General features: G+C 67.8%; 20 protein-coding genes. 8 read left to right on the forward strand and 12 right to left on the reverse strand.

Annotated elements, in window-relative coordinates; all coding sequences use genetic code 11:
• Entirely contained in the window at positions 1–1,284 is a 1,284-nt protein-coding gene (locus tag V7778_RS17780) for an HD-GYP domain-containing protein (protein WP_335557676.1), read from the reverse strand.
• A gap of 135 nt (positions 1,285–1,419) precedes the next feature.
• Positions 1,420–2,136: a flagellar brake protein gene (locus V7778_RS17785; protein ID WP_335557677.1), complete on the reverse strand. Its 717-nt coding sequence runs from the start codon at positions 2,134–2,136 to the stop codon at positions 1,420–1,422.
• Positions 2,137–2,503: 367 nt separating this feature from the next.
• Here V7778_RS17785 and V7778_RS17790 point away from each other — a divergent pair, with 367 nt between their 5' ends.
• The 6 genes from V7778_RS17790 (at position 2,504) to V7778_RS17815 (ending at position 9,419) form a co-directional block, all read left to right on the forward strand.
• Complete coding sequence (locus V7778_RS17790) at positions 2,504–4,108, forward strand: methyl-accepting chemotaxis protein (RefSeq protein WP_335557679.1); 1,605 nt, start codon at positions 2,504–2,506, stop codon at positions 4,106–4,108.
• A 114-nt stretch (positions 4,109–4,222) separates the two neighbouring features.
• Complete coding sequence (locus tag V7778_RS17795) at positions 4,223–5,350, forward strand: sensor histidine kinase (protein ID WP_335557681.1); 1,128 nt, start codon at positions 4,223–4,225, stop codon at positions 5,348–5,350.
• Positions 5,351–5,354: 4 nt separating this feature from the next.
• Positions 5,355–6,119 carry a LytR/AlgR family response regulator transcription factor gene (locus V7778_RS17800; protein WP_335557683.1) on the forward strand — a complete coding sequence of 255 codons (765 nt, stop codon included), beginning with the start codon at positions 5,355–5,357 and terminating at the stop codon, positions 6,117–6,119.
• 98 nt (positions 6,120–6,217) lie between these two features.
• Positions 6,218–7,390 (forward strand): class C beta-lactamase, encoded by a 1,173-nt coding sequence (gene ampC, locus V7778_RS17805; protein WP_442920738.1) that lies wholly within the window; start codon positions 6,218–6,220, stop codon positions 7,388–7,390.
• Positions 7,387–8,508 (forward strand): acyltransferase family protein, encoded by a 1,122-nt coding sequence (locus V7778_RS17810; RefSeq protein WP_335557687.1) that lies wholly within the window; start codon positions 7,387–7,389, stop codon positions 8,506–8,508. Before ampC ends, V7778_RS17810 begins: the two co-directional genes overlap by 4 nt.
• Positions 8,505–9,419 carry an alpha/beta hydrolase gene (locus V7778_RS17815; protein ID WP_335557689.1) on the forward strand — a complete coding sequence of 305 codons (915 nt, stop codon included), beginning with the start codon at positions 8,505–8,507 and terminating at the stop codon, positions 9,417–9,419. Before V7778_RS17810 ends, V7778_RS17815 begins: the two co-directional genes overlap by 4 nt.
• 16 nt (positions 9,420–9,435) lie before the next feature.
• On the opposite strand, the gene V7778_RS17820 is transcribed toward V7778_RS17815, so the two are convergent.
• From V7778_RS17820 to V7778_RS17840, 5 genes are all read right to left on the reverse strand, one after another.
• On the reverse strand, positions 9,436–10,794 hold the full coding sequence (locus V7778_RS17820; protein ID WP_335557690.1) for a GGDEF domain-containing response regulator: 1,359 nt from the start codon (positions 10,792–10,794) through the stop codon (positions 9,436–9,438).
• Positions 10,795–11,008: 214 nt separating this feature from the next.
• Positions 11,009–12,202: an aminotransferase-like domain-containing protein gene (locus tag V7778_RS17825; RefSeq protein WP_335557692.1), complete on the reverse strand. Its 1,194-nt coding sequence runs from the start codon at positions 12,200–12,202 to the stop codon at positions 11,009–11,011.
• A gap of 131 nt (positions 12,203–12,333) precedes the next feature.
• Positions 12,334–12,795 carry a RidA family protein gene (locus V7778_RS17830; protein ID WP_335557693.1) on the reverse strand — a complete coding sequence of 154 codons (462 nt, stop codon included), beginning with the start codon at positions 12,793–12,795 and terminating at the stop codon, positions 12,334–12,336.
• A 154-nt stretch (positions 12,796–12,949) separates the two neighbouring features.
• Positions 12,950–13,975, reverse strand: a complete 1,026-nt coding sequence (locus V7778_RS17835; RefSeq protein ID WP_335557695.1) for a threonine dehydratase — start codon at positions 13,973–13,975, stop codon at positions 12,950–12,952.
• 24 nt (positions 13,976–13,999) lie between these two features.
• Entirely contained in the window at positions 14,000–14,920 is a 921-nt protein-coding gene (locus V7778_RS17840) for a DMT family transporter (protein WP_335557697.1), read from the reverse strand.
• Positions 14,921–15,028: 108 nt separating this feature from the next.
• Here V7778_RS17840 and V7778_RS17845 point away from each other — a divergent pair, with 108 nt between their 5' ends.
• Both V7778_RS17845 and htpG read left to right on the forward strand, forming a co-directional pair.
• Positions 15,029–16,444, forward strand: coding sequence for an aminotransferase-like domain-containing protein (locus tag V7778_RS17845; protein WP_335557699.1), 1,416 nt, complete (start codon positions 15,029–15,031; stop codon positions 16,442–16,444).
• Between the two features lie 174 nt (positions 16,445–16,618).
• Positions 16,619–18,538, forward strand: a complete 1,920-nt coding sequence (htpG, locus tag V7778_RS17850; protein WP_335557700.1) for a molecular chaperone HtpG — start codon at positions 16,619–16,621, stop codon at positions 18,536–18,538.
• Between the two features lie 349 nt (positions 18,539–18,887).
• Here htpG and V7778_RS17855 read toward each other — a convergent pair whose 3' ends face one another.
• The 5 genes from V7778_RS17855 to kynA form a co-directional block, all read right to left on the reverse strand.
• Complete coding sequence (locus V7778_RS17855; RefSeq protein ID WP_335557702.1) at positions 18,888–19,283, reverse strand: GFA family protein; 396 nt, start codon at positions 19,281–19,283, stop codon at positions 18,888–18,890.
• Positions 19,280–19,810 carry a GNAT family N-acetyltransferase gene (locus V7778_RS17860; protein ID WP_335557704.1) on the reverse strand — a complete coding sequence of 177 codons (531 nt, stop codon included), beginning with the start codon at positions 19,808–19,810 and terminating at the stop codon, positions 19,280–19,282. The genes V7778_RS17855 and V7778_RS17860 overlap by 4 nt, the downstream gene beginning before the upstream one ends.
• A gap of 3 nt (positions 19,811–19,813) precedes the next feature.
• Positions 19,814–20,359, reverse strand: coding sequence for an RBBP9/YdeN family alpha/beta hydrolase (locus V7778_RS17865; protein WP_335557707.1), 546 nt, complete (start codon positions 20,357–20,359; stop codon positions 19,814–19,816).
• 50 nt (positions 20,360–20,409) lie between these two features.
• Complete coding sequence (locus V7778_RS17870) at positions 20,410–21,507, reverse strand: acyltransferase family protein (RefSeq protein WP_335557708.1); 1,098 nt, start codon at positions 21,505–21,507, stop codon at positions 20,410–20,412.
• 113 nt (positions 21,508–21,620) lie between these two features.
• On the reverse strand, positions 21,621–22,466 hold the full coding sequence (gene kynA / locus V7778_RS17875) for a tryptophan 2,3-dioxygenase (RefSeq protein ID WP_335557710.1): 846 nt from the start codon (positions 22,464–22,466) through the stop codon (positions 21,621–21,623).
• Positions 22,467–22,484: the final 18 nt, after the last annotated feature.

Below are 22,484 nucleotides of genomic sequence, written 5' to 3' on the forward strand. Positions count from 1 at the left end.
TCAGGCGGCGTGTTCGAGCGCCGGACCGGTCACCGGATCGAGGAAGGACACAAGAGGCGCCATGATCGCCCGCTCGCCGGCGCTGCAGGTGGCGAGCGCCAGTTCGCGCGACAGTTCGCGCAGGCGCCAGCCGATCTCGCTGGTGGCGACGGCGTGTTCGAACACCAGCAGGCCGTCGAAGCCGTCCTCGCCCTCCGGCAGCAGCACCAGGTCCAGGCCCGAGCTCAGGGCGGCGCGCTGCAGCTGCGCCATGCGCGCAGCGATGCGTTCAAGCAGGTCGCGGGTAGAGGGGCTCAGGCCGGCGCTCTGCGCCAGCGCCTGCGCCGTCCCCATGCCGTCGACGATGCGGCGGTACAGGCGGGCGTCGCGGTCCAGCACGGAGCGTTCGGCGCACGCCTGGCCGACGCTGCCGCGCAGGTGCTTCCTGGCGCGCGACACCACGGCGGCGATGCGCCTGTCATGCTCGCTCGTGATGAGCTTGAGCGCGATTTCCGCCCGCTCCAGCCCGTGCGCCGTGCGCAGCATGGCGCAGACGGCTTCGGCCGCCGCGAGCACCCGGCCGCAAGGGCTGATGGCTGCGCCGGCCAGGCGCCGCGGATAGCCGGAACCGTCCAGGCGCTCGTGGTGTTCGGCGATGGCCCGCGCTACTTCCTGCGGATAGGCTTCGTGCTCGGCGATCAGCATCTGGCTGGTGCGCGGATGAACCACCAGGTGGGCCCATTCGTGCGGCTGCAGCTGTCGTCCGGGCGCCAGGTAGGCAGGGTCGATGTACAGTTCGCCGATATCGTGGAGCAGGCCGGCCAGTGCGCAGGACTGCTGCAGTTCGGGCGACAAGTCCAGGTGCTTGGCGAAGCAGGCGGCCGCGATCGCGACCGTCACCGCATGGTCGAGCGCCTCGTTGCCGCCGCGCTCGGAGATCGTGAGCATCATCGTGGTCGCGTTGCCGAACTCCAGGCGCGACAGCAGGGCGAGCGGCGAGGGGCCGTTGCCCTGCGAGACGGCGACGATCGCCTCCAGCGCCTTGTTCTCGGCCAGCAGGCGCTCGGCGGTCTTGACCACCAGGTTGGCGTCAACGCCGCCGGTCACGCGCAGCGAGGCCTCGATCGGCTTGGTGAGCTTGTGCAGGATGAGCTTTTCCTGCAGGACGCGGGAGACCTTGGCGCCCTTGGCGAGCAGCTTGTTGCCGCGTGCATCATAGATGTCTTCGGTCGCGACGACCGGCAACTGCTCGGCCAGCTCGATGACCTTCTCGAGATAGTACTTATTGACGACTGCGTCGGACATTGCTGCCATTCCGGATATTGAAAAGTGCAGAGAATATCATGCCGTACGGCAACATATGTTATCGCAAAACTAATTTATAGCGAAGTTGTCTAGGCAAAACATTCTAATTGGATGTGATTGCGGAGCAGGCGGCGCTCAGACGATCTTCATCCGGTCGGCCAGCAGGGCCTCGTAGGTCATGTTCTGCAGCACGGTAGCGTGCATGGGATCGAGGTCCAGGAACTGCACGCCATAGCGGTAGATCTCGCCCTGGCCGGCGGCCGACTCGTCGATCGTGGCGTTGCGCACCAGCGCCAGGGTGTCGATGCGCATCTCCTGGTTGGCGGCCGGGATGGCCACCGTGAACTGCAGCGCCAGCTTTTCCTCGCCGCGCGGGAAGGGGAAGGGTGAATCGATCCGGGCGCCGGTGACGGAGATATTCGCCAGGGTGCAGTCGATCGGCGCCAGCTCCGGCGTGGCGGTGCTGCGCACGCGGGCCGGTAGCTCGGTCCTGACCCGCATGGCGCCGCGCAGGCTGGTGCCCTGGATCGAGGTCGGGAAGGACAGGTGGACGTAGAACAGCGGCCGGCCGAACACCCGCTCGACGGAGCAGGCGAAGGAGCAGACGTTGACGCCGGAGAAGACCCGGATGGTGACGCGCTCGCCCTCGGTCAGCCCGATCGGATTGCCGTTCTCGAGCGGGATCTTGACGATGATGTACTCGTCCTTCAGGTAGCCGATCAGGCTGGAAAAATAGGAGACCGGCTTGACGCGGCGGTGGGTCACCAGCTGGAGGCGGACGCCGACCTGCAGGTTCAGGGTCTCGAATTCGAATTCCTGCGGAGCGAGCTCCTGGGGGGATGCGCCTTTCATGAGGAGCGATAGCGAGTGGCTGTGTACGGCGAAAGAGCGAAATGATAACACCCCGCGTCGTTGCTTGCCGGATAGCGTTTGAGCCCTGACTGGCTTTCCGCCCACACTCGCGCTCCCGGCCATGCCGAGCGGCGCGAGGCTTTATATTTCGACTAACTTCGATGATTATTTTGTATTAAGTCGTTGTTTTTAAAGCGTTTTTATTGCATTTACTTTAACAGATAGAAATTCTTTTCACCTATCTTTGCGCCGTAGAAAGCATTTAGAGTAGATTCTCTAATACCCGCCCGGCATGGAGGGTGGTGGTGCGTCCCCCGGCAGGCCTTGCAGCGCCCCGGGGATTCTTCCTCAGCTTGATCGGTCGACAATGAAGTTCAACAATCTCCGTATTGGCACTCGCCTCGGCGCCGCCTTCGCCGCCATCCTCGTTCTCATGAGCCTCATGCTGGCCGGCGCGCTGTGGCAACTGGGCCGGATCGACCACGCCAAGGAAGCCATGGCCATGGCCGAGCACAAGGCCAGCCTCGCCAGCGACTGGCTGTCGGGCATTGCCACCAACAGCGTGCGCACCCTGGCCAGGGCCAAGAGCACCGATCCCGCCGACGACGCCTACTACGCCGCCGAGATGAAAGCCGTCAGCGCGAACCTGAGCAAGGTGCAGAAGGAGCTCGAAGCCCTGGTCGAGAGCGACCAGGGCAAGGCGCTGCTCCAAACCGTCGCCGAGAACAGAAAGACCTATATGGGCATTCGCGACGAGGCCTACGAGCGCAAGGCCGTGCTCGGCGCGGGCAGCGAAGAGCTCAAGGCCTATGTCGGCGCATCCTTGCTGCCTGCGATGGAACGCTATATCCGCTCGGTGCAGGACGTCGCGGCTTACCAGAAACAGCTGTTCCAGGATGCCAGCCGCCGCATCGACACCATGCACGCGGAAGGGCAGCGCCTGCTGATCGCCATCGGCGCCGTGGCCCTGCTGTGCGGCGCGGCTTTCGGCCTGGCGCTCACGCGCAGCATCACGCGTCCCCTGGGCAGCGCCGTCAGGCTGGCCGGGCGGGTGGCCTCGGGCGACCTGACCGCCGACATTCGCGTCGATACGCGCGACGAGGTCGGCGAGCTGCTGGCGGCCCTGAAGACCATGAACGGACAGCTGCTCAAGACCGTCACCGACGTGCGCGCCGGCACCGAGACCATTGTCACGGCCTCGCGCCAGATCTCGGCGGGCAATCTCGACCTGTCGGCCCGCACCGAGCAGCAGGCCGGCTCGCTGGAGGAGACCGCGTCGTCGATGGAGGAACTGACCGGCACCGTGCGCCAGAACGCGGACAATGCGCGCCAGGCCAATACGCTGGCGCTGGCCGCCGCGGAAATCGCCGTGCGCGGCGGCACCGTGGTGTCGCGGGTGGTGGCCACGATGGAGTCGATCAACGCGTCGTCGAAGCAGATCGGCGACATCATCGGGGTCATCGACAGCATCGCCTTCCAGACCAACATCCTGGCCCTGAACGCGGCGGTGGAAGCCGCGCGTGCAGGCGAGCAGGGGCGGGGCTTCGCCGTGGTCGCCTCCGAAGTGCGCAACCTGGCCCAGCGCTCGGCGGGCGCGGCCAGGGAGATCCGCGCCCTGATCACCGATTCGGTGTCCAAGGTCGATGCCGGCGGCCGCCTGGTCGACGAGGCCGGGGCCACCATGCAGGAAATCGTGCAGGGCATCACGCGCGTCACCGACATCATGTCCGAGATCGCCTCGGCCAGCGCCGAACAGACGCTCGGCATCGAGCAGGTCAACGCCGCGATCACCCAGATGGACGGCGCCACCCAGCAGAATGCGGCCCTGGTCGAGGAGGCCGCGGCCGCCGCGGCCTCGCTGCAGGACCAGGCGGCCTCGCTGGCGCAACTGGTCAGCACCTTCACCGTCCATGCCGACACGGCATCGGCATCGGCACCGGCCGCACGGCGCATGCGTCTCGCGCACGCCTGAATACCGGACTGAACCCCGGCGGCCTGGCGGCGGGACGAATCGCCCGGCCGGCGTGACGAAAGCCCTGCGCCCGCTGGTCCCGCGGCGCTGGCGCGCTGCTATACTCGGCGCACCATGAACCACGCATTCCCGGCCGCGCCCACGCCGCCCTTCAAGACCGTCGCCTGGGCCGTGCTCGCGTGGACGGCGGTCAGCGCGCTCGGCGCGCTGCAGACCTACAGCGACAACCTGCGAGCCGGCGCCGAGAGCCACTATCCGGCCCTCCTGGTCACCTGGTTCATCGAATACGCGGTGCCGCTGATCGTCCTGAGCGCGGGCCTGAGCCTGGCCCTGGCGCGCCGGCCCGAGCTGGTGGCGCGCCCGCGCCGGGTGGTCGCCCTGTTCGTCGGCCTGATGGCCGTGTTCCAGCCGCTGCAATGGCTGTACATGGCCTGGCTGCGCGGCTACCTGCCGGTGGCCGGCCCGGACGAGGCCTGGCAGCTGTTCCTCAAGATGCTGCTGGTCGGCTGGTTCTCCACCACCGGGACTTTCGCCGCGATCCTGGCGATCCATTACTGGCGCCATGCGCTGCAGCGCGAGCTGGCCTGGCAGCGCTCGCAGACCGATATGCTGAACCTGCGCCTGGCGCTGGAAGAACAGCGCATGCTGGCGCTGCGCGCCCAGTTCGAACCGCACTTCCTGTTCAACGCGCTCAACGCGATCAGCGCCCTGGTGCGCGCCAACGACAAGGCGCTGGCCCTGGGCGGCATCGGGCGGCTGAGCGACCTGCTGCGCTACGCGCTCTCGGCCAGCGCGTGCAATACCGCCACCGTCGCCGAGGAGCTGCAGTTCGTGCGCGACTACCTGGACCTGCAGCGCCTGCGCTACGAGGACCGGCTGCAGGTCGGGATCGAAGGCGCCGGTCCCTGGCTGCACGAGATCGGCTGTCCGCCCCTGATCCTGCAGCCCCTGCTCGAAAACGCGCTGCGCCACGACCTCGATTGCAGGGAAGGGCCGGGCGATATCCGCGTGTGCTTCGCGCGTGAACTTGAAAGTGAGGCCCCAGGCGAGGGGGAGGTGCTGTCGATCCGGGTGACCAACCCGGCCAGCGGCCAGGCATCCATCAACCCCGGTGCCGGCCTCGGCCTGGCGAACACGCGCGACCGGCTGCGCCTGATGCATCCGGCGGCCTCGCTGCGGGCCGGGCTGGACGGCGAACGCTTCGTGGCCGAGATCCGCCTGCCGATGGGCGACCGGGACTAGCGCGATGCCGGTACGCTACCTGATCGTCGACGACGAGGCGCGCAGCCGCAGCAACCTGCGCCTCGCCCTGGTCGAGGCCTCGGACTGGGAGCTGGCCGCCGAATGCGCCAGCGCGGCCGCCGCGCGCGCGGCCCTCGGGCAGCACGCGGTCGACGTGGTCTTCCTCGACATCCAGATGCCGGGCGAATCGGGACTGGTCCTGGCGCGCGAACTCGCCCTCCAGCCCGCGCCGCCCCTGGTCATCTTCGTCACCGCCTACAGCGAGCATGCGATCGACGCCTTCGAGGTGTTCGCGCTCGACTACCTGCTCAAGCCGATCGGCGACGCCCGCCTGGCGCAAGCGGTGGAGCGGGCCGCGGGCATGCTGGCCCAGCGCCAGCGCGGCGCCTACGCGGCCGCCTTGCGCGACTACGCCGGCGCAGCCATGGGCTCGGCCGAGGCCCGGCGCATGGAGCACGTCAACGTGCGTTCGGTGGGCAGCATCGAGCGCATCCGCTTCGAGGACATCCTGTGGATGCAGGCCGCCAGCAACTATGTCGAACTGCACCTGGCGGCGCGCAGCGTGCTGCACCGGATCACGCTGAACCGCATGGAAACCTTGCTGCCGCCGGGCGACTACCTGCGCGTGCACCGCAGCACCATCGTCAGGCGCGACCAGATCGCGCTGCTGGCGACCGATGGCGAGGGCAGCTACCGCCTGACGCTGCGCAGCGGCGCCGTGGCGGCGGTGAGCGAGCGTTACCTGGCGGCGCTCAAGTCGGCCATGTGACGAACATCCGCGTGGCTGGGACGGCTGCGCTGTTCCCGCCGCGCCGCACTCCCTAGACTGTGCTTTTACAGCGATCATTCCGGGAGACCTTCTTGCACCTGTCACTGCTTTCCCTCGCACGCGCGGCGCTGGCCTGCGCCTGCATCCTGCCGCTCGCCGCCCAGGCACAGGCGGCCGAACCCGCGGCGCTGCGCGCGCTTGCCGACCGCGCCATCCGTCCATTGATGGCGCAGTACGGCGTGCCCGGCATGGCGGTCGGCATCACCGCCGGCGGCCGGACCATGTTCTTCAACTACGGCCTGGCCTCGACGCAGGACGGCGCACCGGTGACCGAACACACGCTGTTCGAACTCGGCTCGATCAGCAAGACCTTCGCCGCGACCCTGGCTTTGTACGCCCAGGCCCAGGGCAAGCTCTCGCTCGACGCCCATCCCGGCGCCTATCTGCCCGCGCTCAAGGGCCGCCCCATCGACCAGGCCAGCCTGCGCCACCTCGGCACCTATACGGCGGGCGGCCTGCCGCTGCAATTCCCCGGGGAGGTGGAGGGCATGGCGGCGACCATGGCCTATTACGGCGCATGGCAAGCTGACGCCGCGCCGGGAACCATGCGCCGCTATTCCAACCCGAGCATCGGCCTGCTGGGCCAGGCGACGGCCGCCGCGCTGGGCCAGGGCTTCGGCGAGGCGCTCGAAGGGCAGCTGCTTCCCGCGCTCGGCCTGCGCGACACCTATGCGGTGGTGCCGCCTGCCGCGATGGGACGCTACGCCTGGGGTGTGGACGCGGAGGGCAAACCGGCGCGGATGACGCACGCGGCGCTCAATGCCCAGACCTACGGCATCAAGTCGAGCGCCGCCGACATGGTCCGCTACCTCCAGGCGAACATCGACCCGTCCCGTCTGGCGGGGGCGGCACGGCGCGCGGTGGAAGGGACCCATGCCGGCTACTACCGCGTCGGCGAGATGGTGCAGGGGCTCGGCTGGGAGCAGTACCGCCCGCCGCTGAGCCTGGCGCGCCTGCTGGCTGGGAATGCCGCCGGGATGATCCTGGACCCGAATCCGGCCAGCCCCATCGCCGCGGGGGCGGCGCGGGCGCCAGCGGGCACGCTGTTCAACAAGACCGGCTCGACCCGGGGCTTCGGCGCCTATGCGCTGTTCGTGCCTGACCGGAAGATCGGCATCGTCCTGCTGGCCAACAAGAGCTTCCCGATTCCGGCGCGGATCGAGGCGGCCCATGCGCTGCTGGAAGCGCTGGACCGCGGGGCCGGCCAATGACGGCGCCGTTTCCGTCGGCCGCCATCCTCGACACCGCGCAGGCGCACGGCCGCGCCAGGAACGCCGGCATCGACTGCCTGCGCGGCATGGCCATCCTGCTGGTGATCGTGCACCACCTGGCGCTGCCTTTCCGCCTGCCGCTGGGCCCCAGCCTGCTGGGCGAATGGTGGCCCAGGCGGCTGCTCGACGCCATCGGTTTCAACGGCTACGAGGCGGTGTACGTCTTCTTCGTCATCTCCGGCTTCCTGATCGCGCGCAGCATCATCGAACGCGACGGAGACCTTGGCCGGGCCGACCTGCGCCGCTTCTATGCGGCGCGCGCGCGCCGTATCCTGCCCTTGCTGGCCCTGGTCCTGGCCTGCCTGGCGGCGCTGGGCTGGATGGGCGTGCCCGGCTTCGCGCCGGAAAGCGCGGACCAGAGCGTGGGCGGCCTGCTCGGATCGGCGCTCAGCTTCACCTTCAACCTCTACGAAGGCCGCACCGGCTGGGCGCCGGCGGGCTGGGACGTGCTGTGGTCGCTGTCGATCGAAGAAGTGTTCTACCTGGGCTTCCCCCTGCTGTGCCTGTGGCTGCCGCGCCGGGTGCTGGCCGGCCTGCTGCTGGCCTGGGCCCTGGCCCTGCTGCCGCTGCGCGCGCTGGTCCCGGTCACGGACGAGGTATGGTGGGAGAAAGCCTACCTGCCCGGCATGGCCGCCATCGCCTGGGGCGTGCTGGCCGCCATGCTGGCCCAGCGCTGGCGTCCCGCCAGGGGCACGGCGCGCGCCATGGCGCTGCTGGGTGCATGCTGCCTGCTGGCGGCGCTCGGGTGGTCCGACCTGGTGCACCGCCACCTGTTCAAGTCCAGCCTGTACGTCCTGTGCATCGGCGCCTGCCTGCTGCTGTCGGCCTTCCACGCCCACCCGCCCGCGGCCCGGCGCGGCCTGGGCTGGCTGGCGCGCATTGGGCGCCTGAGCTACGAGCTCTATCTGTCGCACATGTTTGTCGTCCTGGGCGCGGTTGCGCTGTACCGCGCCGTACTGGGCGAGACCCAGGCCTGGACCTTCGCCGTCTACCTGCCCGTGCTGTGCGTATGCGTACTGCTGGCGCGGGGACTGCAATCGCTTACGGAATCGCCATGACCTTCATCCACACCAAGACCGCCGGCCTGCTGCTGGCCCTGTGCTGCCTGTCCGGCGGCGCCGCTGCGGCTCCGTCCGCCCCGTCACCCTATGCCCTGGACAACACCGAAGTGCGCGACATCCGCGCGCAAGCCTTGCAGCGCGACTACCAGCTGTACGTGGCCCTGCCGGACTCATACCGCGAAGGCGGCCAGCGCTACCCGGTGCTGTTCGTGACCGACGCCAACTACGCCTTCCCGGTCGTGCGCAGCATCGTGCAGCGCCTGCACAAGCATGCGGGCATGGAGGAAGCGATCGTGGTCGGCCTGTCCTACGCCAAGGGCGACAGCGGCAACCATAGCCGCCGGCGCGACTACACGCCCAGCGTGCCGCGCAAGCAGGCCTATCGCGCCGACATGCCGGGCCGGGCGCCGGAATTCGGCGGCGCGGCCGCCTACGGCAAATTCCTCACCGGCGAAGTGCTGCCGCTGGTCGCGCGCCACTACCGCGCCGATATGGAACGCAAGGTCTTCGTCGGCCATTCCTACGGCAGCCTGCTCGGCCTGCAGCTGCTGCTGAGCACGCCGCGCAGCTTCGAGCACTACATCCTCGGCAGCCCGTCGCTCTGGTTCGACGGCGGCGTGATGTTCGGGCGCGAGCAGGCTTATGCCGCGCGCCACACGGACTTGCCGGCCTCGGTGTTCTTCGGGATCGGTGGGCTGGAGCGCCTGGCGCCGGGCAAGCGGCGCTCGCGCGGCGAGGAGGAGGCCGACATGGTGGAGGACTTGCGCGAATTCGACGGCGCGCTCGCGCAGCGCCGCTATCCGGGCCTGAAGACGCGCTTGCGGGTATTCCATGAGGAAGACCACGCCAGCGTGTTCCCCGCGGTGCTGACCCACGGCTTGCGCAGCTACCTGAAGTCGTCGAGATAGAGGCGCCGGCAGGCGCTCAGTGCGCGACCGTCTCGCGCACCGTGTTCCAGGCCGCGCCGGCGCACACCGTCACCACCCGGTTGCGGCCGGCCGACTTGGCTTCGTACATGGCGCGGTCGGCGGCGATGAAGAAGGAACGCAGCTCGTCGAACAGGGTCGGGACGATGGTCGCCACGCCGATGCTGACGGTGACCATCTCGGAGGTCGTCGAGCGCGGGTTCGGCATCGCCAGGCGCTCGACGTGGGCGCGGATCGCCTCGGCCAGGCCGGCTGCGCCTTCGGCGGCGGTTTCGCCCAGCAGCACCACGAATTCCTCGCCGCCATAGCGCGCCGCCAGGTCGGCCGGGCGCACCGCGTGCTCCTGCAGTACTTCGGCCACCATCTGCAGGCACCGGTCGCCCTCGGCGTGGCCCAGGCTGTCGTTGTAGCCCTTGAAGTGGTCGACGTCGAGCACGAGCAGCGACAAGGGCTGGCCGCTGCGGATCGCGCGCTGCCATTCCTTTTCCAGGGCGCTGTCGAAGTGGCGGCGGTTGGCGATGCGGGTCAGCGGATCGACCAGCGCCGCGCGCTGCAGCGCCGTCTCGGACTGCTTGTGGTGGGTGATGTCGTGCAGCAGGGCGACGAACAGCGGTTCGCTGCCCGCCATCGGGGTCAGGCTCAGGTCCATGGCGCGCAGCGAGCCGTCGTGCTGGCGCACCAGCACTTCGCGCGTGCCGCGGCACTGGGCGGCGCGCCCGGGATCGTCGCGGTCGGCGAAGTAGGCCGCGTAGTCGTCGTCCGCGGGCTCGGCCAGCAGCCCCGCCAGCGGCAGGCCGATCAGTTCGCGCATGCTGTGCGCAACGAAGCGTTCGCTGGCCGGGTTGGCGTAGACGATGCGGCCGTCGCCGTCGACCAGCACCAAGCCTTCGTCCATGCCGTCCAGGATCATTTGCAGGCGGTCGGTCTGCTCCTTCTGGTTGACGCTATGGCGGCGGAAGCGCAGGTGGGCGCCGACCCGGGCGCAGACCTCGGCCATGCGCACCGGCTTGGAAATATAGTCGACCGCGCCGGTGTCGAAGCCGGCCACGATATCCTCGGTCTCGCCGCAGGCGCTGACGAAGATCACGGGAATATGGGCGGTGTCGGGCTGGCGCTTGAGGCGGCGGCAGATCTCGAGGCCGTCGAGGTCGGGCAGCAGCACGTCGAGCAGGATCAGGTCGGGCTGGACGCGCGCGGCGATGTCCAGTGCGCGCTTGCCGGTGGTGGCGATGAAAGTCTGGTAACCCTGCTGGCGCATGATCTCCTGCAGCAGCCCGAGGCTGTCAGGGGCATCGTCAACGATAAGGATCGCGGACTGGCGCGCGGGCGCGGAGAACGCGAGGGCAGGGGGGATCATGGAGTGCTGGTCAAAACGGCATGGCGACCTGAGAATCATACTCCCAAAATGAATCCGTTCGGCAACTTTTCTTGCCGGTTATTTATATCTAATGGTTAGTTATGGCTGAGTGTGTTGCGAGACTGCCACTTTAGTTGGCTGATCTGCCAATGTTGCGGCGGGAGACCGCGGCCGTGGCGGCGCAGCGAGAGCGCACCGCCACGGCCGGGAGGAATTACATCAGATCGGTGATCAGTTTGCCGAGGATGGCGATGCCTTCACGGATGCGTTCCGGCGGCACGGTCACGAAGGACAGGCGCAGGGTGTTGGTTTCCGGCTCGTTGGCGTAGAAGGGCGCGCCCGGCACGAAGGCCACGCGTGCGGCCAGCGACTGGTCGAGCAGCTTCATGGCGTCGATGTGCTTCGGCAGGGTCACCCAGATGAACATGCCGCCTTCCGGCTTGGTCCAGCTGACGCCGGCCGGGAAGTGCTCGGCCATCGCGTCCAGCATCACCTGGCACTGGTCGCCGTACAGCTTGCGGATGGTCGGGATGTGCTGGTCCAGGAAGCCGTCCTTGACCACTTCGTGCACGACCATCTGGGTCAGCTGGGCGGTGTGGAGGTCGGCGGCCTGCTTGGCCAGCTCCAGGCGGCGCACCAGCGGCAGCGGGGCGCACACGTAGCCGAGGCGGATGCCCGGGGTCAGCACCTTGGAGAAGGAGCCCATGTAGATCACGCCGTCCGGGTTCATCGCCACCATCTTCGGCATCGGCGCACCCTTGTAGCTCAGGGCGCCGTAGGGATCGTCCTCGATCAGCGGCAGGCCCAGGCGGGCGCAGGTTTCCACCAGCTCCTGGCGGCGTTCGACCGACAGGCTGCGGCCGGTCGGGTTCTGGAAGTTGGGCAGCGAGTACAGCAGGCGTGCGCCCTTGGCGACGGCGTCGATCGAGGACGGCACCAGGCCGTGTTCGTCGGTGTCGACCGATTTGAATTCGGGACGGTAGACCGAGAAGGCCTGCAGCGCGCCCAGGTAGCTCGGGGTTTCGACCAGCACGCGGCTGCCTTCGTCGATCAGGACCTTGCCCAGCAGGTCGAGCGCCTGCTGCGAGCCCGAGGTCATGAGGATCTGTTCAGGCAGGATCCTGGAACCTTCCGTCGACAGCGAATCGGCAATCCATTCCCGCAGCGGGCCATAGCCGTCGGTCGGGCCGTACTGCAGCGCGACCTTGCCGGTCTGGGTCAGCACCTTGTCGTAGGCGGTCTTCATGACCTCGACCGGGAAGGTGGCTGGCGAAGGCAGGCCGCCGGCGAAGGAGATGATCTCCGGACGCTGGGTGATCTTCAGGATCTCGCGGATGAACGAGCTTTGCAGCTGTTGCGCGCGTTCCGAGAACTGCCACTGGATGGGATTGGGATTTTCAATTTTCATTACTGTCTCACATGCTCACAGAAGGGGACCGCGGGAGGTGCCGGGCCATTATAAAGCACGCCGGATAGGCGGCTTCGCCAAGGCCGGGCCGGGTAGGCCCAGCCCGCATCGGGTTACTGCATTCGCGTCGATCAGGCGACTTCGACGATCATCTCGATTTCGACGCAGGTGCCGCGCGGCAGCGAGGCCACGCCGAAGGCCGAGCGCGCGTGCTTGCCGGCGTCGCCGAACACTTCGCCCAGCAGCTCGGAGCAGCCGTTGGTGACCAGGTGCTGCTCGTTGTATTCCGGGGTCGAGGCCACCAGACTCATGACCTTGACGATGCGCTTCACGCGGGCCAGGTCGCCGCCCACCGCTTCCTGCAGGGTGCCGATCAGGTCGATCGCGACCGAACGCGCGGCGGCCTGGCCGTCCGCGGTGGTCTTGTCCTTGCCCAGGATGCCGGCATTCGGGCTGCCGTCGGCGTTCTTGGCGATGTGGCCCGAAATGAATACCAGGTTACCGGTCTGCACGTACATGACGTAGGCGGCGGCCGGGGTCGCCGGGGCCTGCAGGGTGATGTTCAGTTCCTTGAGTTTGTCGTAGACGGACATGCTATTTCCAGGTTGCGGTGGGTGAAGGCGATATTGTACGTCGTGACACGGGTGATGGGTATGTTGCTAGCGTTATCAAACGTTTAACGAAATCGCGGCGCTTGTTTGCCACCCACCCTAACCAACGTCTTCCCCGCGAAGGCGGGGACCCAAGTTAGCGCGCAGGCCACTCACCCAAACGTGGGCCCCCGCCTTCGCGGGAGTGACGGGGAGGGGCGGCGAGTACCTCAGAGAACACCGGCGCGTCGACATTCCCGCCCGTCAAAGGCAAACCAATCCGCGCAACGCCACCCAGCTTGCCCTCCCGCTTCATTTGCAAGGCCCCCGCCAGCGCCGCCGCCCCGGCCCCTTCCGCCACATTGTGCGTGCACGCATACATCAATCGCATCGCCTCCGCCACCGCCGCGTCGCTCACCGCGATCACGTCGTCCGCATGGCGCAGCACCACCTCCAGCGAAGCGGCATCCGGCGCCCGGCAGGCCATGCCGTCGGCCAGCACCGTGCTCACCGGCGCTTCCACGGCGCGCCCGGCCTGGAAGGACAGCCGGTAGGCCGGCGCGTGGCTGGAGACCACGCCCACGATCCGGGTTGTCAGGCCCAGCGCCTCGCGCGCCGCCACCGCCGCCGCGAAGCCCGAGCCCTGGCCGATCGGGACCAGCACCAGGTCGAGCCCGGGCTGGGCGCGCAGCAGCTCCAGCCAGTAGCTGGCCACGCCGGCCACCAGGTCCGGGTGATAGGAGGGCACCATGTGCAGGCGCTCGTGGTCGGCCAGCGCCCAGGCGTGCTCGCGGCTTTCCTGGAATTCGCCGCCGTGCTCGATCAGGCGCGCACCCAGGGCGCGCATCGCCGCGTTCTTCTCGGCGCTGTTCCCGTGCGGGACGACGATCGTCGCTTCCAGGCCGTGGCGGCGGGCCGCGAAGGCGATCGACTGCCCATGGTTGCCGCGCGTGGCCGCCGCGAGCCCGCGTACGCCAGGCTCGCGCCGCAGCAGGCGCTCCATGTAGACCACGCCGCCGCGCAGCTTGAAGGCGCCGGCCGGGCCGTGGTTCTCGTGCTTGACCCAGGTTTCCAGGCCGAGCGCCGCGTCGAGCAGGGGCCAGTTGTACTGGGGCGTGGCGGGCATGGCGCCGTAGACGATGCGGGCGGCGTTCTCGAGCTCTAGCAGGTCGGGCAGCATCATGAGTTCCTTATAAATATAGAGAGGTTAGCGGCGGACCTGCATGCGGCGCGCGGCGAACACGGTGGCGACGACCGCCAGCGCGAACAGGCAGTTGGTGAAGGTCAGGGCCTCGCCCAGCAGCACGGCGGCGCCGACCAGGCTGAGGAAGGGCTGCAGCAGCTGCACCTGGCCCACGCGCGCCACGCCACCCAGCGCCAGGCCGCGGTACCAGAAGAAGAAACCGGTGAAGGTCGAGCCCAGGGTCACATAGGCGAAGGCGGTCCAGGCGCGCGGCCCGACCTCGCCCAGGCCGGCCAGCTGGGGGGCGCACAGCCAGAGCACCAGCGGCAGCAGCACCGGCACCGACAGCACCAGCGCCCAGCAGATCACTTCCGGCCCGCCCATGCTGCGCGCCAGGCGGCCGCCCTCGGCATAGCCCATGGCCGCCATCGGCACCGCGGCCAGGACCAGCAGGTCGGCCAGGTGCAGGGATCCGCCGCCCTGGGCCAGGGCGAAGGCGATCACCAGGCCGGCGCCGAACAGGGCAAGTACCCAGAAACCCCGCGAGGGCCGCTCGTAGCCGCGCAGGGCGGCGTAGAGGGCGGTGGCGAGCGGCAGCACGCCCACCAGCAGCGCGCCGTGCGAGGCGGGCAGGGTGCGCAGGGCCAGCGAAGTCAGGAGCGGAAAGCCGACGATGCAGCCGATGATGACGAGCGCCAGCTGCCACAAGGCGGCCCGCGAGGGACGCGGCACCCGCTTCCAGGCCAGCCAGCCGGCCGCCAGCACGGCCGCGCCCAGCGCCCGCCCGAGCGCCACGAACAGCGGATCGAGCTCGGCCACCGCCATGCGGGTGAAGGGAATGGTCAGGCTGAAGATGGCCACGCCCGCGAGGCCGAGCAGCATGCCGCGGTTGTCGTCGAGGGGCAGGGACGGAGCTGGACAGCTGGCGGTGGCGCTCATGGGCATCCTTCAGAATCTTGTTGCGGCGTTGGCATCGGAAGGTCTATGCTATCCCGGCGCACCAGTACAGTCCCAGTACACTTGCGCACATAATCCTTCGACTGTGATGGTGAAATGACCAATACGCACCTGCCCTTGCTGCTGAGCCGCGAATCGGGCGAAGCCCTGGCCGACCAGATCGTGCGCTCGGTGGCGGCGCGCATCGAGGAGCGCCTGCTGCGTCCCGGCGCGCGCATGCCCTCGATCCGCCAGTTCGCCGCGACCCACGGGGTCTCTGCCTTCACGGTGGTGGCCGGCTACGACCGGCTGGTGGCCCAGGGTCACCTGGAATCGCGCCGCGGGGCCGGCTTCTTCGTGCGCGAGCGCGCGCTGCCGGAGGAGCGCCCGGCCTTGCCGGCGCGCGAGGCGCCGCCCGCGACGCTCGACGTGGCGTGGCTGGTGCGCAGCATGTTCCGCCAGTCGCCCGTGAACTTGTCGCCCGGCACCGGCGTCCTGCCCGCCGACTGGCTGGACGGGCCGGCGGTGGCCAATGCGCTGCGCGCGCTCAGCCGCCAGAACAGCAGCATCCTGATGAACTACGGCACGCCCCAGGGTTTCCTGCCCTTGCGCCAGCAGCTCCAGCTCAAGCTGGCCGAGAACGAGATCGACGCCGCGCCCGAGCAGCTGGTGACGACCCTGGGGGTGACCCAGGCCCTGGACCTGGTGGCGCGCGAGTTCTGCCGGCCGGGCGACACCGTCCTGGTCGACGATCCGGCCTGGTTCCTGATGTTCGGCTCCTTCGCGGCCATGGGCCTGAAGGTGGTCGGCGTGCGGCGCCTGGCCGATGGGCCGGACGTCGCCCAGCTGGCCCAGCTGGCGGCGCTGCACCAGCCGCGCCTGTATGTCCTGAATTCGGTGCTGCACAACCCGAGTTCGACCTCGCTGTCTGCGGCCAAGGCTTTCCAGGTGCTGCGCCTGGCCGAGCAGCATGGCTTTACCGTGGTCGAGGACGATATCTACAGCGACCTGCACCCGGGCGGGGCCACCCGCCTGGCCGCGCTCGACCAGCTCGAGCGCGTGATCTACCTGGGCGGCTTCTCGAAATCGATGGCGGCCAACCTGCGCGTCGGCTTCATCGCCACTTCCAGCGAACGCGCCCAGCGCCTGGCCGACCGCAAGATGCTGGCCACGCTCACTACCAGCGACATCGGCGAACGGGTCGTCTACAAGATCCTGTCCGAGGGCCACTACCGCAAGCACCTGGACCGCATCCGCACCCGCCTCGACGCGGTGCGCCCGCGGGCGCTGCGCCGGCTCGAGCAGCTCGGCATGCGGCTCGACCCGGCCCCTACCAGCGGCATGTTCGTGTGGGTCGACGCCGGCCGCGACACCAATGTGCTGGCCGCGCAGGCGGTGCGGCAGGACATCCTGCTGGCGCCCGGCAGCCTGTTCTCGCCGAACCAGCTGCCGTCCAGCCACATGCGCTTGAATGTGGCCGCGCTGCAGGACGAGGGCGTGTGGCGCTTCTTCGACGAGGCGATTGGACGCTGATGCATCGAAAATTTGCCTTTTTGCATCAAAAAAGCACATTTTCATTGCCTCAGGGCGGATTTGTGCAAATTTTGTTGGCCTCTTGGCAATTTTTCGCACGCCACCCTTGAAAATCTTGCCGCCCTCCCAATCTGCGGGCGGTCTGTATCAACCCTGACCACCACGAGGAACAAGATGGCTGTCGCCGAAAAAGAAACCCTTGGCTTTCAAGCTGAAGTCAAACAGCTGCTGCAACTGATGATTCACTCCTTGTATTCGAACAAGGAGATCTTCCTGCGCGAACTCATTTCGAACGCGTCCGACGCGGCCGACAAGCTGCGCTTCGAGGCGATCAACAACGACGCCCTGTACGGCAACGACCATGAACTGAAGATCAAGGTCTCGTTCGACAAGGATGCGAAGACCCTCACCATTTCGGACAACGGCATCGGCATGAGCCGGGAAGAGGTGATCTCGCACCTGGGCACCATTGCCAAGTCGGGCACCAAGGAATTCTTCAGCAAGCTGTCGGGCGACCAGCAGGCGGACGCCGCCCTGATCGGCCAGTTCGGCGTGGGCTTCTACTCGGCCTTCATCGTGGCCGACAAGGTGATCGTGCACACCCGCCGCGCCGGCGCCTTCGCGTCCGAGGGCGTGCGCTGGGAATCGACCGGCGAGGGCGACTACAGCGTCGAGCCGATCGAGAAGACCAGCCGCGGCACCGACATCATTCTGCACCTGCGCGCCGGCGAGGAAGAACTGCTCTCGGCCTGGAAGCTGAAGTCCATCATCCGCAAGTACTCGGACCACATCTCGCTGCCGATCGTGATGCAGAAGGAAGAGTGGGACGAGGAGAAGAAGCAGACCGTCCTGAAGGACGAGTTCGAGACCGTCAACCAGGCCAGCGCGCTGTGGGCGCGCAGCAAGTCGGACATCAGCCCGGAACAGTACAACGAGTTCTACAAGCACATCTCGCACGACTTCCAGGAACCGCTGACCTACACCCATAACCGGGTCGAAGGCCGCAGCGAATACACTCAGCTGCTGTACGTGCCGGGCCACGCCCCGTTCGACCTGTGGGACCGCAACAAGCGCGGCGGCATCAAGCTCTACGTCAAGCGCGTCTTCATCATGGACGACGCCGAGCAGCTGATGCCGACCTACCTGCGCTTCATCAAGGGCGTGATCGACTCGAGCGACCTGCCGCTGAACGTCTCGCGCGAGATCCTGCAGGAGTCGCGCGACGTGCGCGTGATCCGCGAAGGCTCGACCAAGCGCGTGCTGGGCATGCTGGAAGAACTGGCGAACGCCGAGGAGCAGGAAACCAAGCAGAAGTACGTCACCTTCTGGAAGGAATTCGGCCAGGTGCTGAAAGAGGGCATCGGCGAGGACGCGACCAACAAGGACCGCATCGCCAAGCTGCTGCGCTTCGCCTCGACCGCGAACGAGTCGGACGAGCAGAGCGTGTCCTTCGCCGACTACCTGGGCCGCATGAAGGAGGGCCAGGACAAGATCTATTACGTCACCGCCGACAACTACACCGCCGCCAAGAACAGCCCGCACCTGGAGATCTTCCGCAAGAAGGGCGTCGAAGTGCTGCTCATGACCGACCGCGTCGACGAGTGGATGCTGTCCTTCCTGAGCGAATTCGAGGGCAAGGAACTGGTGTCGGTGGCCAAGGGCGGCCTGGACCTGGGCGCGCTGGAAGACGAGGCCGAGAAGAAGGAACACGCCGAGACCGAGACCCAGTACAAGGACCTGGTCGAGAAGATGAAGGGCGCCCTGGGCGACAAGGCCAAGGACGTGCGCGTGACCTTCCGCCTGACCGACTCGCCGGCCTGCCTGGTGGCCGACGAAAACGAATTGTCCGGCAACCTGCTGCGCATGCTGAAGGCCGCCGGCCAGGATGCGCCGGAGTCCAAGCCCATCCTCGAGATCAACCCGAACCACCCGCTGGTGATGCGCCTGAAGTACGAGGACGCGGCTGGCCAGCGCTTCGGCGACTGGTCGCACATCCTGTTCGACCAGGCCGTGCTGGCCGAGGGCGGCAGCCTGGGCGATCCGGCGACGTTCGTGAAGCGCTTGAATGAGATGCTGCTGGCGACGACCAAGTAATTCGCGTCGGCGCTGGATGAAGCCGGGGCAGTGTGCTCCGGCTTTTCTTTATTGGTGTGCTAGCAAACTTGGGTTCCCGCCTTCGCGCACTGCTGTCCGGGATAATTTCACCTAGCTGAAAATCGTCATCCCCGCGAAGGCGGGGACCCAAGTTTGCGTGAGTAGCTACAACAAACGTTAACAACCTGCAACGAACTTGGGTTCCCGCCTTCGCGGAAAGTCATACGCGCCAGTGGCGCGTATGACGGTTTTTAGGATAACAATCCACGGACAGGTTTACGGGCTGCGTCTCTTGCACGTCGTTTCCGCGAAGGCGGGAACACATTGTTCCCCCCAAGTTCAGTTGCGTTCACAAATGCCGCGTCTCTTCCGGCGGCGTCACCCAATTATCGTTGCGTCCATCGAACACCCGCAGCGGCGCCGCAAGCAGCGCCTCCACCGGCATGTCGTCCAGGCTGCCGACCGTGACCGCGACAAACGGCCCGGCAGCCGATTCCCCGGTCGTGAAGATGTTGATGCCGCAGACGCCGCAGAAGTGGTGGCCGTCGCGGCGCAGGTGGAAGCGGTACTCGCGCAGCGCTTCCCGCCCTTGCAGCAGGCGGAAGGACGCGGGCGGCAGCTGGACAGCCCAGAAGCGCATCTTGGTGCAGATGCTGCAATTGCACTTGATGGTGCCGCGCGCGAGGTCGATGTCGGCCTCGTAGCGGACCGCGCCGCAGTGGCAGCTGCCGTGGTAGGTCTTCATGCGGCCTGGCCGGCCAGCCAGGCGGCGCGCTCGACCCGGTAGACCGAGACCGGCGAGCCATGCGAGCTCTCCTCGCCCTGGTAGCGCATCCCCAGCTTGTGCATCACGCGCGCGGATGCGGCGTTGTCGGGGTCGCAGATCGCGCACAGCAGCGGCGCATCCAGCTCCTCGAAGGCGAAGCGCGCCATGCGCCGCGCCGCTTCGATGGCATAGCCCTTGCCCCAGTGTTCCGGCCACAGGCGCCAGCCGATTTCGTGCGGATTGGCCGGGTCGTGCCCCAGGTGCTGGATGCAGCCGGCCCCCACCAGTTCGCCCGTCTCGCGGTCGAGGAAGCTCCACCACGAATAGCCGACCGTCCGCCAGCGACCCTGCACCCGTTCGATCACGGCGCGCGTTTCGTCCGGCGTCTCGGCCGCGCCGGTGATGTAGCGCATCACCACGGGGTCGCTGTTCAGTGCCCGCAAGCCCGCGTAGTGTGCGCTGTCCATGGGCTCGAGCCGCAGCCTGTCGGTGGTCAGGACCGTCATGGCTTACCCCGATACCTCGTCGCAGAACCCGGCCAGCAGCCGTTCGCCCTCCGGCCAGTCGCCATGCCCGGAATCGGCGTTGACGTGGCCGGCCTTGCCGATGTCGACGAAGCGGCTGCCCCAGCTCGCCGCGAAGCCCTGCACGCGGTCCGGCGTCACATAGGGATCGTCGCTGCTGGCGACCACGATGCTGGGGAAGGGCAGCGGCTCCGTCGGCACCGGTGCGAAGCCGTTCAGGGGCGCCGGATAAGAGGGCGCCTCGACGTCGCTCGGGGCGACCAGGAAGGCGCCGGCCACCTTGAGCGGGGAGCCGCAACGCGCCCAGTGCGCCACCAGGATGCAGCCCAGGCTGTGGGCGACCAGGATCGGCGCGCCCTTGCAGGCGGCGATCGCGGCGTCGAGTTCGGCCACCCATTCGTCGCGCTCGGGACTGGTCCAGTCGCGGTGCGGGGCGCGGAGCCACTGCGGATAGCGTTCCTGCCACAGGGATTGCCAGTGGCGTGGACCCGAATTCCACAGGCCCGCCACGATCAGGACGTCACACTTCATCTTGCCTCCACCAGAAGTCAATCGAGTCGGCCGCCGCCGGGCTGCGCCCTCTACGCCCCCTTCGCCGCGCCCCCGAACAGGCGCTCGAAGGGCGCGCGGAAGCGGTCCTTGCGCTGTTCGGTCAGCATGCCCAGCACGATCGTCGCCAGGGTCACCGCGGCCCCCGCCGCGATCCAGTCGGCCAGGCTGCCGGCGTCGTGCGGGTAGAGCGCGGGCCAGGCGGCGAGCACCAGGGCATGCGACAGGTAGAGCGTGAACGTGTACGAGGACAGCCGGCGGATCGGCCTTGCCATTCTCATCATAACCTCGAATCCGGCATGGCGTGCACAGGCGAAGTTGAGGCAGACGATCAGGCCGACCGCGTAGTCGGCCAGGAAGCGGTCCGCATTGGCCAGCGGGACGGCCTGGCCCAGCCAGGTGGCGCGGCCCAGGTTGCGCAGCAGGTCTTCGGCGCCGGCCAGTTCGTAGGCCGCCAGCAGCGCCACGCTGAGGACCCAGCCGAGGCGCGCGATCCTGCGCGGCATGGCGCGGCGCGCCTGCCAGTGATAGAGCAGCACGCCGCTCAGCCACACCGGCAGCAGCAGCCACAGCTTGATCCCCATGACGGCCAGTACCAGCGCGCCCAGGGCCAGGCGCGCCGCGCCGCGCAGGTAGAACAGCACCCCGAACAGGAGGTAGTACCAGGCTTCGTAGTTGAGCGACCACCAGGGATTGAGCAGGGGCGGTACTTCGGACAGGGTCCAGAGTTCGCCCATGAACAGCAGGTGGAAGGGAATGTAGAGGTAGGGCTTGAGCAGCTGGTAGGCGGTGGTGTGCCCGGTCCCCGAGACGCCGAACAGCGCGGTGGCGGTCGCGAAGCCCAGCAGCAGCACCGGCACGGCGACCGAGTACAGGCGCGCGCAGCGCGCGACCGCATAGTCGCGCGCGCTCGGGCGGCGCTGGTCGGCGGTGTAGGCGATCACGAAGCCCGACAGCACGAAGAAGGCGACCACCGCCTCGCGCCCCAGCAGCTGCAGCTGGTCCGCCCACGGTCCCCGCACGATGCCGAGCTGGGAAAAGTGCATGGCGACGACCGCCAGCGCCGCCAGGAAGCGGACGAGGTCGAGATAGATCGAGAAGGAGCGGTCGAGGGACGGGGCGGCGCCCATGATGATTTGATTGAAAGCAACAATCGCATCATAGAGGGAGCCGCCGCCCGGCGCAATCCGCACTCATGGGTGAGGCGCGGTGTGTTGCAATCGGGCGTTGTAAAACGACGTACTTACAGTTCGGTACGCAGCGCGAACAGTTCCGGGAACAGCACCACGTCGAGCATCTTGCGCAGGTAGCTGACGCCGGCCGTGCCGCCGGTGCCGGTCTTGAAGCCGATGATGCGCTCCACCGTGCTCACGTGGCGGAAGCGCCAGAAGCGGAAGGCGGTTTCCATGTCCACCAGCTTTTCCGCCAGCTCGTACAGCGCCCAGTGGTGCTCGGTGTCGCGGTACACCTCGAGCCAGGCCGCCTTGACGCTGTCGTTCATGCGGGTCGGCTCGGTCCAGTCGCCGTCCAGGCGATCCGCGTCGATCTTCAGGCCGCTGCGCGCCAGCAGCATCACCGCCTCGTCGTAGAGCGAGGGCGCGTTCAGCTCGCGCGCCAGGATGTCGTGGGCTTCCGGCATCTTCTCGTGCACCCCCAGCAGATTGCGGTTCTTGTTCCCCAGGATGAACTCGAGTTCCCTGTACTGGAAGGACTGGAAGCCCGAGGAGGCGCCCAGGTAGGGGCGGATCGCCGTGTACTCGGGCGGGGTCATGGTGGCCAGCACGTCCCAGGCATGCACCAGCTGGTCCATGATGCGCGCCACCCGCGCCAGCATCTTGAAGGCCGGCGGCAGGTTGTCTTCGCGGATATGGCGGCGCACCGCGTGCAGTTCGTGCAGCATCAGCTTGATCCACAGTTCGCTGGTCTGGTGCTGGACGATGAACAGCATCTCGTTGTGGTTGGGCGAGAGCGGATGCTGGGCCGTCAGGATCTGGCCCAGGCCCAGGTAGTCGCCGTAGCTCATGGACTCCTTGAAGTCCATCTTGGCGCCGTGCCACTCGGCGCCCGCTTGCTTGGTCTTGTCGTTCATAAGTCTCTTTTCAGGTGA

The sequence above is a fragment of the Massilia sp. DD77 genome, assembly GCF_036961685.1.
Taxonomy (GTDB): Bacteria; Pseudomonadota; Gammaproteobacteria; order Burkholderiales; family Burkholderiaceae_D; genus Telluria.